The 15348-nt window shown below is 40.3% G+C and carries 10 protein-coding genes; 1 reads left to right on the forward strand and 9 read right to left on the reverse strand.

All coding sequences use genetic code 11. The features are described from left to right. Positions 1 to 13: 13 nt before the first annotated feature. The 4 genes from ACQ4KW_RS13310 to ACQ4KW_RS13325 form a co-directional block, all read right to left on the reverse strand. Positions 14 to 6157, reverse strand: coding sequence for a hypothetical protein (locus tag ACQ4KW_RS13310; RefSeq protein WP_430882971.1), 6144 nt, complete (start codon positions 6155 to 6157; stop codon positions 14 to 16). 251 nt (positions 6158 to 6408) lie between these two features. After that, complete coding sequence (locus tag ACQ4KW_RS13315; RefSeq protein ID WP_430882972.1) at positions 6409 to 7167, reverse strand: 16S rRNA (uracil(1498)-N(3))-methyltransferase; 759 nt, start codon at positions 7165 to 7167, stop codon at positions 6409 to 6411. A gap of 2 nt (positions 7168 to 7169) precedes the next feature. Further along, positions 7170 to 8117 (reverse strand): 50S ribosomal protein L11 methyltransferase, encoded by a 948-nt coding sequence (prmA, locus tag ACQ4KW_RS13320; protein ID WP_430882973.1) that lies wholly within the window; start codon positions 8115 to 8117, stop codon positions 7170 to 7172. 107 nt (positions 8118 to 8224) lie between these two features. Then, entirely contained in the window at positions 8225 to 9004 is a 780-nt protein-coding gene (locus tag ACQ4KW_RS13325) for a hypothetical protein (RefSeq protein WP_430882974.1), read from the reverse strand. A 484-nt stretch (positions 9005 to 9488) separates the two neighbouring features. Between ACQ4KW_RS13325 and typA the strand changes: the two genes are divergently transcribed. Next, positions 9489 to 11288 carry a translational GTPase TypA gene (gene typA / locus ACQ4KW_RS13330; protein ID WP_430882975.1) on the forward strand — a complete coding sequence of 600 codons (1800 nt, stop codon included), beginning with the start codon at positions 9489 to 9491 and terminating at the stop codon, positions 11286 to 11288. Positions 11289 to 11380: 92 nt separating this feature from the next. Here the strand turns inward: typA and ACQ4KW_RS13335 are convergent, their stop codons facing one another. From ACQ4KW_RS13335 to ACQ4KW_RS13355, 5 genes are all read right to left on the reverse strand, one after another. Continuing rightward, positions 11381 to 11908 carry a dihydrofolate reductase family protein gene (locus tag ACQ4KW_RS13335; protein ID WP_430882976.1) on the reverse strand — a complete coding sequence of 176 codons (528 nt, stop codon included), beginning with the start codon at positions 11906 to 11908 and terminating at the stop codon, positions 11381 to 11383. A gap of 1 nt (position 11909) precedes the next feature. Continuing rightward, complete coding sequence (locus ACQ4KW_RS13340) at positions 11910 to 12854, reverse strand: hypothetical protein (RefSeq protein ID WP_430882977.1); 945 nt, start codon at positions 12852 to 12854, stop codon at positions 11910 to 11912. Positions 12855 to 12865: 11 nt separating this feature from the next. After that, positions 12866 to 13087: a hypothetical protein gene (locus ACQ4KW_RS13345; RefSeq protein ID WP_430882978.1), complete on the reverse strand. Its 222-nt coding sequence runs from the start codon at positions 13085 to 13087 to the stop codon at positions 12866 to 12868. Positions 13088 to 13101: 14 nt separating this feature from the next. Next, a complete protein-coding gene (gene arcC / locus ACQ4KW_RS13350) occupies positions 13102 to 14037 on the reverse strand; it encodes a carbamate kinase (RefSeq protein WP_430882979.1) in 936 nt (311 codons plus the stop codon). A gap of 529 nt (positions 14038 to 14566) precedes the next feature. After that, positions 14567 to 15340: a DUF975 family protein gene (locus ACQ4KW_RS13355; protein ID WP_430882980.1), complete on the reverse strand. Its 774-nt coding sequence runs from the start codon at positions 15338 to 15340 to the stop codon at positions 14567 to 14569. Between the last annotated feature and the right edge of the window lie 8 nt (positions 15341 to 15348).

Genomic DNA, 15348 nt, shown 5'->3' on the forward strand with positions numbered 1-15348 from the left:
TATATATACCGCTCTAGTATGTTGATGTTCGAACCGTAACATTTGGTAACCTTCTTTCGAGCCAACCACTTATTCGATTCATTTGGTTGGCAGCAAAGTGGTCACCATCAACTTGTACACTGAGCGATTTCATATTATCAAAATCTGATAATACATTAAATTCTTCAATGCTTGTGGTAAACGACATATCAATTTTGACATTTTCAAGACTTTCGTTTTCCATATAGCTCATATTTCTTACTAGTGTGCCGGTGGACAAATTAAGACTTTTTAGATTTGGCATATCTTTAACACCTATCAGTTCTTCATATTCTCCACAACTACTAAGAGTCAAATCCCTTATTGATGGTATATATGAAGTCAGTTCTAAGTTGCCATCAGATGATTCGAATTCTGCGAAAAAGACATACAGTTGTTCTAAACTCGTGAAGTTAGAAAATTGTTCTAAGTTTTCAATGCTACAATCATAAATTTCCATGTAAGTGACAGAGTCAAAACTACCATTGCTAAACTGATTTTTTATAATAGAGTTTTCTATTGTGATCTCTTCTAAACCCTCTAGTTCTTCGACAACACTGAAGTCCTCATCCCCCGTCATATCATATAACCTTAGTCTTCTGAGATTTGGGAATTTAACAAGTTTGCTTACATCATCAATTTTCTCTAGTTTTACAGATTTTAATGACTCAGCTTTCCCCTCTCGAATTAATGATTCTAAATACATAGAAGATGTATAATCATCTGGATCATCTGGCAAAACAATGCTATCATCAAACCCATTATCAACCTCAGTTTCATCGCCTTGAGAGACTTCCACATAGTCTCTCATTATAAAACCACCCGCAAAGCCAGCGCCAACTAAAGCCAAGACAGCCAGTAGAATTAGTATAGGTTTAAGCACTGTTTTCTTACTTTTGTTTTTTTCCTTGTCTTTTTTCTTTTTGCTCTTCTTTTTCTTTTTAGGTTTATCTTCAGAAGTCTCTTCTACTGTTTCCTCTACTGTTTCTTCAGTTGTCTCATTTGCTTCATCTTGCTCTCTTGGTTCTTCTCCTGTATCAATGATCTGATTTTCTTGTGCAGGATCGTTTTCTATAGCAATTTCTTCTGCACTATCAACATCTGCTATCTCTTGCTTTTTCTTTCTCTTGAAAACGCCCTTTACCCTGTTAAGAATCACGCTCAATATACTAAAACGTTTCTTCTTTTCAGAATCTTCAACTTCATCGCTCTCGGAAATGGATTCAGAGAAGGTATCTTCAGAATCAATATCCAGTGGTGCTTCAGCATTTTCTTCTTGAGTCTGATCACTAGTCTGATTTTGGTCTTCAAGACGTTGGTTTTCATCTTCATCATTACCATCTGCAGTCTCTAATTCATCAATTATGGACTCTTCTTCCACTTCTGATTCTTCTGATGAATCACCCTCTGATTTCTTTAGCTGTTCTTCACCATCAACCTCAGATTCATTTGCTTGAACAGTACTATCAGAAATGTCTTCTTTCACAGCGCCTTCTGAATCAATCGTGTCTTCAGTTTCTTTAGAATCCTCCAGTTCAGAGCTTTCTTCCGTTGATTCTACAACTGATTCCTCAACTGGTTCTTCTGTTTCAGTTTCTTCTTCAGCACTTTGTGATGCCACTAGATTGGCGATTTCCTCTGGTGTCATCATTTTGTTTGGATCTGTATCGGCTTCCGCTTCAGAGCTTTCTTCCATGGATTCTTCAACTAATTCCTCAACTGGCTCTTCTGCTCCAGTATCTTTTTCAGCGCTTTCATCAGTCGTTGCTTCACCTAATTCTTCAACAGGTTCTTCTGTTTCAGTTTCTTCTTCAGCACTTTGTGATGCCACCAAATTAGCGATTTCCTCTGGTGTCATCATTTTGTTTGGATCTGTATCGGCTTCCGCTTCAGTGCTTTCATCCGCGGACTCTTCAACTGATTCTTCAACAGGTTCTTCTGTTTCAGTATCTTCATCATCATTTTGTGATGCCACCAAATTAGCAATTTCCTCTGGTGTCATCATTTTGTTTGGATCTGTATCGACTTCCGCTTCAGCGCTTTCATCCGTGGACTCTTCAGCTGATTCCTCAACTGACTCTTCTGTTTCAGTTTCTTCTTCAGCATTTTGTGATGCCACTAGATTGGCGATTTCCTCTGGTGTCATCATTTTGTTTGGATCTGTATCGGCTTCCGCTTCAGTGCTTTCTTCAGTTGATTCTTCAACTGATTCCTCAACTGACTCTTCTGTTTCAGTATCCTCTTCAGCACTTTGTGATGCCACTAGATTGGCGATTTCTTCTGGTGTCATCATTTTGTTTGGATCTGTTTCAGCTTCTGCTTCAGCGCTTTCTTCAGTTGATTCTTCAACTGATTCCTCAACTGGCTCTTCTGTTTCAGCATCTTCTTCAGCACTCTGTGCCGCCACCAGATTAGCGATTTCTTCTGGTGTCATTATCTTATTCGGGTCTGAATCACTTTCTTCTTGTGATGGGGCTTGAGCTTCTTCTACATCATCTTTGCCACCATCTTCAGAAGATTCTTCTGTAGTTTCTTGCTCGTCAAATAGGGCTGCTATTTGATCTTGCGACAGCATACCACCTGATGATTCCACTTCTTCTACAGGTTTTTCCGTTTCTTCAATGGATTCTTCAATCGGTTCTTCTGTTTCACTATCCTCTTCAGCGTCTTGTGCTGCCACCAAATTAGCAATCTCTTCTGGTGTCATTATCTTATTCGGGTCTGAATCACTATCCTCTTGTGATGGGGTTTCAGCTTCTTCTACAAGATTTTCCGTTTCTTCAGTAGATTCTTCAACATCATCATTACCATCATCTTCAGAAGATTCTTCTACAGCTTCTTGCTCGTCAAATAGGGCTGCTATTTGATCTTGCGACAGCATACCATCTGATGATTCCACTTCTTCTGCAGGTTTTTCCGTTTCTTCAATGGATTCTTCAACAGGGTCTTCAACTGCCACTTCTGTTTCAGTGTCCTCTTCAGCGTCTTGTGCCGCCACCAAATTAGCAATCTCTTCTGGTGTCATGATCTTATTCGGATCTGATCCACTTTCCTCTTGTGATGGGGCTTGAGCTTCTTCTACATCATCATTGCCACCATCTTCAGAAGACTCTTCTACAGTTTCTTGCTCGTCAAACAGGGCTGCTATTTGATCTTGCGACAGCATGCCGTCTGACGCGCCCGCTTCTTCTGCAGGTTTTTCCGTTTCTTCAGTCACTTCAATCGGTTCTTCAACTACCTCTTCAGCACTTTCTTCAATAGATTCTACAACCGATTCTTCTGTTTCAGTATCTTCTTCAGCACTCTGTGCCGCCACCAAATTAGCAATCTCTTCTGGTGTCATTATCTTATTCGGGTCTGAACCACTTTCCTCTTGTGATGGGGTTTCAGATTCTTCAACATCATCATCGCCACCATCGTCAGTGGATTCTTCTGTAGTTTCTTGCTCGTCAAATAGGGCTGCTATTTGATCTTGCGACAGCATACCACCTGATGATTCCACTTCTTCTACAGGTTTTTCCGTTTCTTCAATGGATTCTTCAATCGGTTCTTCTGTTTCACTATCCTCTTCAGCGTCTTGTGCTGCCACCAAATTAGCAATCTCTTCTGGTGTCATCATCTTATTCGGGTCTGAATCACTTTCCTCTTGTGACGGGGCTTGAGCTTCTTCTACATCATCATTACCATCATCTTCAGAAGATTCTTCTATAGTTTCTTGCTCGTCAAACAGGGCTGCTATTTGATCTTGCGACAGCATGCCGTCTGACGCGCCCGTTTCTTCTGCAGGTTTTTCCGTTTCTTCAGTCACTTCAATCGGTTCTTCAACTACCTTTTCAGCACTTTCTTCAATAGATTCTACAACCGATTCTTCTGTTTCAGTATCCTCTTCAGCGTCTTGTGCTGCCACCAGATTAGCGATTTCTTCTGGTGTCATTATCTTATTCGGGTCTGAACCACTTTCCTCTTGTGATGGAACTTCATCTTCTTCTACATCATCATTACCATCATCTTCAGAAGATTCTTCTACAGTTTCTTGCTCGTCAAACAGTGCCGCTATTTGATCTTGCGACAGCATACCATCTGATGATTCTACTTCTTCTACAGGTTTTTCCGTTTCTTCAGTCACTTCAATCGGTTCTTCAACTGCCTCTTCGGCCTCAACATTTTCTTCAGCATTTTGTGATGCCACCAGATTGGCGATTTCCTCTGGTGTCATCATTTTGTTTGGATCTGTTTCAGCTTCCGCTTCAGTGCTTTCATCCGTGGATTCTTTAACCGGTTCTTCTGTTTCAGTTTCATCTTCAGCACTTTGTGATGCCACCAAATTAGCGATTTCCTCTGGTGTCATCATTTTGTTTGGATCTGTATCGGCTTCCGCTTCAGCGCTTTCATCCATGAATTCTTCAACTGATTCTTCAATCGGTTCTTCTGTTTCAGTTTCTTCTTCAGCACTTTGTGCCGCCACCAAATTAGCGATCTCTTCTGGTGTCATTATCTTATTCGGATCTGAACCACTTTCCTCTTGTGATGGGACTTGAGCTTCTTCTACATCATCATTGCCATCATCTTCAGAAGATTCTTCTACAGTTTCTTGCTCGTCAAACAGGGCTGCTATTTGATCTTGCGACAGCATGCCATCTGACGCGCCCGCTTCTTCTGCAGGTTTTTCAGTTTCTTCAGTCACTTCAATCGGTTCTTCAACTGCCTCTTCGGCTTCAACATTTTCTTCAGCATTTTGTGATGCCACTAGATTGGCGATTTCTTCTGGTGTCATCATTTTGTTTGGATCTGCATTGGCTTCCACTTCAGCACTTTCTTCAATAGATTCTACAACCGATTCTTCTGTTTCAGTATCTTCTTCAGCACTTTGTGCTGCCACCAAATTAGCGATCTCTTCTGGTGTCATTATCTTATTCGGATCTGAACCACTTTCCTCTTGTGATGGGGCTTGAGCTTCTTCTACATCATCATTGCCACCATCGTCAGTGGATTCTTCTACAGTTTCTTGCTCGTCAAACAGGGCTGCTATTTGATCTTGCGACAGCATGCCGTCTGACGGTCCCGCTTCTTCTGTAGGTTTTTCCGTTTCTTCAGTCACTTCAATCGGTTCTTCAACTGCCTCTTCAGCCACAACATCATCTTCAGCACTTTGTGCCGCCACCAAATTAGCTATTTCTTCTGGTGTCATTATCTTATTGGGATCTGAACCACTTTCCTCTTGTGATGGGGCTTGAGCTTCTTCTACATCATCATTGCCACCATCGTCAGTGGATTCTTCTATAGTTTCTTGCTCGTCAAACAGGGCTGCTATTTGATCTTGCGACAGCATGCCGTCTGACGGTCCCGCTTCTTCTGTAGGTTTTTCCGTTTCTTCAGTCACTTCAATCGGTTCTTCAACTGCCTCTTCAGCCACAACATCTTCTTCAACACTTTGTGATGCCACCAAATTAGCGATTTCCTCTGGTGTCATCATTTTATTTGGATCTGTTTCAGCTTCCGCTTCAGTGCTTTCATCCGTGGATTCTTTAACCGATTCTTCTGTTTCAGTATCCTCTTCAGCACTTTGTGATGCAACTAGATTAGCGATTTCTTCTGGTGTCATCATTTTGTTTGAATCTGTATCGGCTTCCGCTTCAGCGTTTTCATCCGTGGACTCTTCAATAGATTCTACAACCGATTCTTCTGTTTCAGTATCCTCTTCAGCACTTTGTGCCGCCACCAGATTAGCAATCTCTTCTGGTGTCATTATCTTATTCGGATCTGAACCACTTTCCTCTTGTGATGGGGTTTCAGATTCTTCTACATCATCATTGCCACCATCTTGTGCCGCCACCAGATTAGCGATCTCCTCTGGCGTCATCATTCTATTTTCATCAGGAGCTGGTTCTTTTCCAACCGACTCTTCCTTATTGTTATCAGCGATGTCTTCACTTGCTTCTTCATTGTCAGTCTCTTGTGCAACAAGTTGTGCGATTTCTTCTGGTGTCATCATTCTATTTGGATCCACTGCCTTATTTTGATTGTTTTCAGGCATAGAAGTGTCCTGAGAATCATTTCTATCCCCAGTTTGCGCTTTTGCTTCGTCATCTTCTCGTGTTGGGTCATCTATTTTCTGGCCATCATCTTTAATATCTTCCAAACTTTTCACATCCTTATGAAGTCGCTTATTTTTGCACTAAGTCAGACTATTGTATTTATACGCAAAAAACGACTTGATAAAAGTATTTCGTCGCTTTCCTCAATGTAAATAAGCCAATAGACATGAAAGCGTTCAAATCTATTGGCTTTGTCACATATTTCATGCACACAATTAAGTATAATAAAAACAGCCCCCACAGTAAACTATGAGAGCCATTATTTCCTAGAATGTTCTAGGTTTCTTCATTGAGTTTAAACGTTTCCTAGGTCGCCCAGGGCATACTGAACCAGTGCAACACTCACAACACCCGCTGTTTCTGTACGCAGTATACGTGGACCAATTTTCACGCTATTGGCACCATTTTCAGAAAGACACGCCACTTCTTCTTCAGCAAATCCCCCCTCTGGTCCAATTATAACCGCCACCGATTTGACTGAGTCCAACCCTGATATTACTTCATCAATCCCTTTAGCAGACTCATTTTCATAAGGTAAAATGACCAAATCAAAATGCTCTAGTTCACTGCAAAGTTCATTAACAGTCAAGGGTTCTTTCACAACAGGAATACGACCACGTTTTGACTGCTTGGCAGCCTCAAATCCAATCTTATTCCAGCGCATAATCTTTTTAGACGCAGATTTATCATTTTTCCATTTGGCGACAGATCGTTTCATTTGAACAGGCACAACGTTGACCACACCTAATTCTGTCGTTTTTTGAATGATAAGCTCCAGTTTGTCAGATTTAGGAAAACCTTGAAACAAAGTTATTTCAATTGGCGATTCCCTTTTATTCTTCTCCGAGCTTAAAATACGACATTCTATATACTCAGATTCAATTTCAGACACTTGGCATATGTGCTCTATACCTGAATCATCACAAAGCTCAACTTTTTCATCGATCTCAATACGAAGCGCCTTTGACGCATGTTTAATATCATCCTTATCAATGATTCTTGCCGTCTGTAACTCTTCATTTAAATTGGTTTTTGAAATAAAAAATCTATGCATAATTACCTCGCTAAAATAGCGGCCCACTCACCACGTCGTCTTACTTCGACAATTTCAAATCCAGCAGACTCCAGTCCATTAACAACATCATCCACTTTGGTATCAATAATCCCACTTGATATGAACAACCCATTTGCTTTCATGAATGAACGGACATCTTTTGATAGAAGTATAATAATATCTGCAATAATATTTGCGATAACTATATCAGCCTTGCCTTCTACAACATCCATTAAATTTCCATGATGCACTTCAAAGCTTGAATCCACTGCATTTCTTACGGCATTCTCTTTGGTTGTCATAACGGCCGCCTCATCAAGATCAACAGCCACGACTGACTTTGCACCTAGTTTTGCTGCAGCTATGCCTAATATGCCACTGCCACAACCAATATCAAAAACATCCACATCCGGTGTGACGTTTTCCTCCAACATTTCCATACACATGCTTGTGGTTTCATGTGTGCCAGAGCCAAATGCCCCGCCTGGATCGATTTCTATGATAAGTCTATCGCTGTCAGCTGTGTAATCTTCCCAGCTCGGTTTAATGACCAGTTTATTTCCAACTTCAAACGGCTTATAGTGTTTCTTCCATTCACTGTTCCAGTCTGTGTTCTCTAGTTCAGTTAATTCAACTGTTAAAGGGCCACCCTCAAGTCCAAAGCTTTCAATTTGAGCCAGTCTGCCTTTGAGACTCTCAATCTTCTCGTCAAGTTCAACTCTTTTTACATCTTCACCATCAAAGTAGCACTTAACGACTGCACCATCATACTCTAAATGCCGCTTCACTTCTTCAATGTCAATATAATCCCAATCCGACGCTTTACTCTCTGTGTAAACTGGATCATTGGGATCTTCTATGAGTACACCTTCAGCACCAATTTCATACAACATGTTGCTCACTGCCTCTGATGCTTCAGAAGTCGTTTTCACCTTAATTTCATACCACATATTCTAACCTCCATATATACATGAACTTAATGACACCATCAAGTGTTAATAGAAATCGCTTGTGTACCTGAGTCTTTGGCCCATCAAGCGATGTATTATGAAACAATCTAAGTTTTTAATATATCATCAAGTTCCTTGTTAAGCTGATCATATTCTTCATGCTCTGGATCAAGTTCTGCCACTGGACTTTTTGGGGCTGAAGTCCTTTCATTTTTCCGCTTGACTTTCTCTCTTGTTGTAATATCCACCTGAGCTTCTATTAAACCTTCTATTAAAGTAAGGCCTAAACTCTCATATGGATAATCTTCCAAAGCCCCTTCTATATACTTGTCAAAGACTTCATCACGAACAAGTTTACGCCTCTTATCGGGCTCACGCTCTGATCTTCTTTCAATATAATTTACCACAGTTCTCAGCTGATTTTGGGGCTCTTTAAAATGAATATTCATCATTTGCTCCAAAACAGCCACCATAGGTGTTGGCACACGGACCATATCATCTGATGCCTTCAAAATACTCTGCATTGAGTAATCACAAATGTTATCGTAAAAGTGCATTCGACTCTCTTCACTTTGGTTAATTTTCTTCTTGCCCAGTATTTTTAGGCCTCTTTTCCTGTCGTAATCGTCAAGCCAGACATGGGAATGCCACCCCACCATAAGAGCCCAGTCCTCAGGATGGCGTACAACATCACCGAACTTCTGAATAATCTTATCTGACTGGAATGAGCTCCCGCTTAAACAATGCGCATTTCTAAAGCTTTTCGTATCACCTGGATGCAGACAGTCCGGCAAAACAGCACCGACCAAGAGGGGATATAATCTTAAACCTTTATATTTTTTTGTTAACTCTAACGCAAATACAATATGTAATGGCAATGATGGCATAATTATCTCCATTTCAGATTCTATAAAATTGATTCATATACCTCACACCATTTTACCACCCTTTTGGCAAATCAGAAACATTTTTCACAGCCTTTGACCCATTTATTCCACTTTGAATACCTCGAAAATATGCAAACAACTGTAATGCCACTGTCAGCAAATTATAAAATAGAATATACAAGCTCCTTGCTAGACTTCTGTAGAGTCGTTTAATCGTTAATTTCTCTATACAATAAATCTTAAAAGGAAAATTTAGAAATCGTCTTGTAACCGTTTTAAAAGCCACCTTATTTGATAGCATCTTTATAAGGTAAATATAAGGTAAATAAAAATTTTACAAAGTCTTTTTAATTTTTAGATTGCTTTGTTATGTAAAGCCATGTATGATAAGTAGGTTGAGTTGAAATTCCTTTACACTTTGTTTAGGAGTTCCCACAGAGAAAGGAAGGACAATATGTCAAATACAAACTCGCATAGAGATATAATGAATATAGCAGTTATTGCCCACGTTGACGCTGGCAAGTCTACTCTAGTTGATGCACTGCTTTCACAAAGTGGTGTTTTTAGAGAAAACGAGGCCGTTGTTGACTGTGTTATGGATAGCAACGATCTTGAAAGAGAACGCGGAATCACTATATATGCAAAAAATTGTGCGATTTCGCACGATGGCCTAAAAATCAACATTGTTGACACACCAGGTCACGCCGATTTCTCTTCTGAAGTTGAGCGTATTATTAAAACAGTTGACTGTACAATACTTCTTGTTGATTCAAGTGAAGGTCCGATGCCTCAAACACGTTTTGTGCTTCAAAAAGCTCTGGAGCAAGGCCTAAGACCAATTCTTATGATCAACAAAATCGATAAGAAAGATCAGCGTGCTGAAGAAGTTGTAGATATGACTTTTGACCTGTTTGCTGACCTCAATGCAACAGATGAACAGCTTGATTTCCCTATCCTTTACGGCATTGCCAAAGAAGGTATTGCTAAGCGTGATATGGCAGATGAAAGCACTGACCTAACACCTCTATTTGACCTATTAAAGGAACATGTTGAGGTTTATCCTAATAAAGATGAAGAATCACTTCAAATTCAAGTTTCTTCCCTAGATTATGACGAATATATTGGTCGTCTAGGCATCGGTCGTGTGACTCGCGGTCGCGTTAAAAAAGGTCAGACAGTTTCCATTGCCCGCCGTGACGGTTCTGTGGCACGTGGAAAAATTGGTCAAATCTTTATTAACGAAGGCCTAAAACGTGTCGATGTCGATGAAGCTGGTAGCGGCGAAATCGTTGTGCTTTCTGGTATCACTGACATCATGATTGGTGAAACAATCTGTGATTTAGATAAGGTCGATCCACTACCTATGATCGATATTGAAGAACCAACACTTTCTATGAACTTCTTAGTTAACGATTCTCCATTCTGCGGTAAAAGTGGTAAGTACCTAACATCTCGCCACCTTAATGCTAGACTGGAAAGAGAACTGGAAGTCAACGTAGGCCTTAGAGTTGAAGAACTGCCTGGCAAAGATGGTTTCAAGGTTTCTGGACGTGGTGAACTGCACCTTTCTGTCCTTCTTGAAAACATGCGTCGTGAAGGCTATGAAATGGCTGTATCAAAACCAGAGGTACTCTACCGCCAGGTTGAAGGTAAGACACACGAGCCTATTGAAACAGTTATCGCAACAATGCCAGATGAATTCAGCGGCACAGTTATTTCAAAACTAAACCTGCGTAAAGGTGCTATGGTGTCTATGGAACCTGAAAATGGTTACACAAAACTGACATTCCATGTTCCAACTCGCGGACTTTTAGGGTATAGAAGTGAGTTCATTAATGATACACGCGGAGAGGGTACACTTGTACGTTCATTCCATGAATACCAACAGTACAAGGGTGAAATCGAAGGCCGTAACAACGGTGTGCTTGTTTCTCAAATGGCAGGAACAACTATGGCTTACTCACTCTTTAATCTAAGCGAACGTGCACAGATGTTTGTTGGCCCTTCTGTTGATGTTTATGAAGGTATGATTATAGGTATGAACAGCCGTCGCGATGACATGGTTGTTAACCCTTGTAAGAATAAAAAACTTACTAACGTTCGTGCATCTGGTTCAGATGATGCTCTTAAGCTTATTCAACCAAGAGAATTCACTCTCGAAGAAGCACTTGAGTTCATTGAGCATGATGAGCTCGTTGAAATCACACCAGATTCGATTCGCCTAAGAAAGAAAATTCTTAATGCGACTGATCGTATGCGTGCTAATAAAAAAATCAGTCAGTAAATCAATATAATATGAAAGACTCACCAATTAGAGGTGAGTCTTTTTTTATATTCAAAATCCATTCTAATTTTAATACTTTTTTATCCGCTCTGTCACTTCCCTGCTTTAACATAAGTTAGTTGAACAAGACCAGATGGATAGTCTTCCACATTTTTCAGCTTCAAATTATAGGGGGACTTGTGGGATTGAAAAAGTGGGATACCTGCTCCCAACATGACAGGAACCACGGATATAATAAACTCATCAATAAGTTCCTCATCCTGAAAGGCTTTTATTATACTAGAACCCCCCACCAACCAAAATCGCATGGGATTGTTTTTTGTTTCGATCTTGAACCATTCAAGCGGATTTCCACTGACAAACTCCACCTTGTCATGGGCTTCATATGACCGGTTTGTGAATACGTAACATGGTTTATCAGGATATGGAAACTCTCCAAATCCTTTAACTTGTTCATATGTATTGGCACCCATGATAACCGCATCTATGGATTTATAAAAACTAAAGTAACCATAGTCTTCTCCTGGTGTTTCAACACAGTTCAAAAAATCAACACTTCCATCACTTGCAGCAATGTAACCATCAATACTTTGTGCTATATAGAGTATAATCTGTGACATTTTACACCTCACCATATTTCTTTAATATTCTTAGTGCTCGAAGGGTGTTCCAACGACTCTCTTGTCCGGATTTTTCCATCTCAAAGTGCTCTCTTCCTGCATGTTTATTTTGAACCGTCCATTTCCCACTTTTTCTTTGCTTTTTACATATGAGTTTTAGGGCGTCATCAAAGTTTTCATTTTGAGGAACGTCATGCATTTGAAATTGGTCCATTGCCTTCATAACATCAAAAAACCACCTAGGCGGAAAACTAAATCGTGTAAACTGTTTCTGCATTGGTTGACCTGTTCTATGGGACTGATACAGCTTATGGTTTAACATAAAAGTCATCCCTGAGTTAATCAGATCATCCACATCAACATTTGATTTAATGCCAAACCTTCTGGCTCTTTCAAGGGCATCAAGGACACTAAGTGTGGTATGGACAGAGCTATGAAAGTCGCCTCCGGCGTGGTTACAGTTCCATCCCCCATCATATAGTCTGGTCTTTTCAAAGTAGGTCAGCATGTCTGACATCCTATCATCAACAATTTTGAAATAGCATAGCATAGACAAGACCATCGCAGTCACACAAACATCTGATTTTTTTGATGTGGCACTCACATCAATGCCCATATCTGAAGAAAATTTTTCATTTAAATACTTCATGAGGGCCACTTTGGGAGCCATATGATCACTCGGAAAACCAATTCTCATCATCTGTAAGATCGTGTAGTGCGTAGAAACCCACTTTGGAGAATAGTAGCCTCTGCCCCACAGACCATCCTTCCCTTGAGCGTCTAAAAGTTTCTTCCCCCAGCCTTCAAGAGCAATATTTTGTTGAAGAACATTTAAGTTTATACCAGTATCAAGCAAATCTCGATTCACTTGATACACGATGGCTGGGTCGCCTTCTAACAACCACTTTATTAATTTTCCATTTGGTCGAATATAATCATAGGACATGTCCTACTCCTTCACTGTCTTTCATTGCCATGTTTAAAGTGACCAGTAACCTTGGCCAGTTCCAACTGCACTTCAAAGTCAGATTTATTCTCAATTTTCCTAAGAAACTTACTTGCTAGCTTGCCACTCAACACTTTTATCTCTTTATTGTTCCAGTAAATAAAAACCTTTCCCGACTTTGTCACATTATACTCAAAAGGTTCTTCTTGTAGTTTATTTCTTTGATCAATCATTTTGCGCCCTTTCTTTATTGATTCACTATTAAGGTTCCGGTTGTCCCTTCAATCCCCTCTCTAGCCTTTTCCAGCGAAGTGATCAGGGCCTTTCTATCTGGTCCTGACTGGGCGAAGGCAAGTGCCGCTTCAACTTTTGGCAGCATTGATCCCGGGGCAAACTGTCCTTCCTTGATATATTTTTTAGCAAGATCAGGTGTCAGTTGATCAAGCCACTTTTCAGTGACCTTTCCAAAATCAATAGCTACCCGTTCAACGGCAGTAAGAATAATAAGGTAGTCTGCACCAACAATTTCTGCCAATTTAGCACTGGCAAAATCCTTATCAATAACTGCTGGCACACCGATCAAGGCACTGCCATCTCTTACAACCGGTATACCACCGCCTCCTGCTGCTATAACGATTTGATTCTTCTCTATGAGTTTGAGAATCGAGGCTTTTTCGACCACATCTATCGGTTTGGGACTGGCAACAACGCGTCTATATCCCCGACCTGCATCTTCAACCATATGCCAACCTTTTTCATCCATAAGAGCTTCCGCTTGAACAAAGTCGTAGAAACTGCCTATGGGTTTTGTCGGTTTTTCAAATGCGGGATCATTCTTGTCGACAATAACTTGGGTGATAATTGTGCTAACAGGATAAGTCAAACCTCTTTCCAGTAGTTCTTCTCGAATGGCGTTTTGCAAATGAAATCCTATATACCCCTGACTCATGGCCCCACATTCGGGGAATGGCATATGCGGTGTATTGGCTTCAGATTCAGAAGCTGTTTGCATAGCTAGATTAATCATACCTACCTGAGGACCATTCCCATGAGCCAATATAACTTCATTGCCTGCTTCTATTAAATCGACAATGGGTTTTGCCGTGTGTTTGACCAGTTGAATTTGCTCTCTTGGTGTTTTCCCTAGTGCATTTCCACCAAGCGCTACCACTATTTTCCTCATTTTGTCCTCCTTATTTTTTAGACAACTTAGCTTGATGATGACTCTTAATTAACATCCCCTGCTACTAATAAAAAGCAAGCAAGTCAATAACTCAAGTAAGTCTCCAAGGTTCAGTGGCATATATACCCAAGTATGTGCTTTTAATGACATATAGATTGGGAAAAATAAAAAGGACTGTTTACACAGTCCTCAGGTTTCAACAATGTTGACACCAATAGTATTATAATCATACTTCTATCTATTTTTCTTTTTTGATAAACCTCAAATTAATAAAAAATCTATAGCATTCACCTTGAGAATACTATCCAGATTTGACCTCCAGAATGAATTGGAATATTCTTTATGAACGCGTAACTCTGAGGGCTCTGATTTAATCGAAGTGTGAACCTTAATATCCACAATTTATAAGGCTGTTTTCATTTATGCCCTCCACTTTGATTCACTCTTTTTCAAGTTCATCCATTTTTCCATTGATGCTTTTAAGTTCACGAAGTATTTCATCGAGCACCGCATATACATGGTTCATGGATCACTCGCCCATCATGTCACTTATAACAAACTCTTCAGGAGAGCAAAGATTTTCTGCTATAGCTTGATCTTTAAGTGTTCTATAGAGCTCTGCGTGGGTTCCATAAAAATATGGGTGAACGAATAATGTACCAATACCAAATAAAAGCCCACCAAGTATATACCAGCCAATGAAGGATAGGTCCAATATGAAAATATCCATTTTTTGACCACTTGTCATATCATTACTCAGCTCCAGAGCCCGAGTGTGACCTATGCCAGGATTCTCAGCTAAAATGAAAGGCACCATTCTATAGGCATATGCTTTAATGACACCTGGTATTATAAGCAGGAGTCCCCATAAGAAAACAATAACACCTCTGTAAAGCATCGTTCTAACAACGTCCCAGTATCTTTCTGACTTGAAGGAAAAGCCCATATCGTTTAGATCAAACTTTTCATCTGTTGTTCCTAAGAAAAATTTACGACAGCCCACTTCAAGAGGATACCCGAGCATAATCCGCAGTGCTAGTCCCGCTAAAATAGCAATCAGAGCAAAACCAACAATGCCTGTAATCAAAAATGGTAAGAATGCAGGCAGTTCAGAAACCACATCTGTGCCTCCGCTGGATAGATCCGTGTTGACATTGACCAAATTGCCTCCGCCCGAACGGCCACCTCCACCACCGCCACCGCTTGTTATAAACGATAGAACCAGACCCACTAGGAACATTTTCCAGTAGCCTTTTCTCATCGTTTCCCTTGCTTTGTTTTTTAATTCAACCCTTGTCCACATAAGCGCTC

It is taken from the genome of Tianxiuia mixotrophica (assembly GCF_050596425.1).
Lineage (GTDB): Bacteria > Bacillota > Clostridia > Peptostreptococcales > Acidaminobacteraceae.

What these genes read in the sequence shown, in the direction of transcription:
- ACQ4KW_RS13315 (WP_430882972.1), bottom strand. Translation starts at nt 7,167, where the DNA reads ATGCATAGATTTTTTATTTCAAAAACCAATTTAAATGAAGAGTTACAG.
- prmA (WP_430882973.1), bottom strand. Translation starts at nt 8,117, where the DNA reads ATGTGGTATGAAATTAAGGTGAAAACGACTTCTGAAGCATCAGAGGCA.
- ACQ4KW_RS13325 (WP_430882974.1), bottom strand. Translation starts at nt 9,004, where the DNA reads ATGCCATCATTGCCATTACATATTGTATTTGCGTTAGAGTTAACAAAA.
- typA (WP_430882975.1), top strand. Translation starts at nt 9,489, where the DNA reads ATGAATATAGCAGTTATTGCCCACGTTGACGCTGGCAAGTCTACTCTA.
- ACQ4KW_RS13335 (WP_430882976.1), bottom strand. Translation starts at nt 11,908, where the DNA reads ATGTCACAGATTATACTCTATATAGCACAAAGTATTGATGGTTACATT.
- ACQ4KW_RS13340 (WP_430882977.1), bottom strand. Translation starts at nt 12,854, where the DNA reads ATGTCCTATGATTATATTCGACCAAATGGAAAATTAATAAAGTGGTTG.
- ACQ4KW_RS13345 (WP_430882978.1), bottom strand. Translation starts at nt 13,087, where the DNA reads ATGATTGATCAAAGAAATAAACTACAAGAAGAACCTTTTGAGTATAAT.
- arcC (WP_430882979.1), bottom strand. Translation starts at nt 14,037, where the DNA reads ATGAGGAAAATAGTGGTAGCGCTTGGTGGAAATGCACTAGGGAAAACA.
- ACQ4KW_RS13355 (WP_430882980.1), bottom strand. Translation starts at nt 15,340, where the DNA reads ATGTGGACAAGGGTTGAATTAAAAAACAAAGCAAGGGAAACGATGAGA.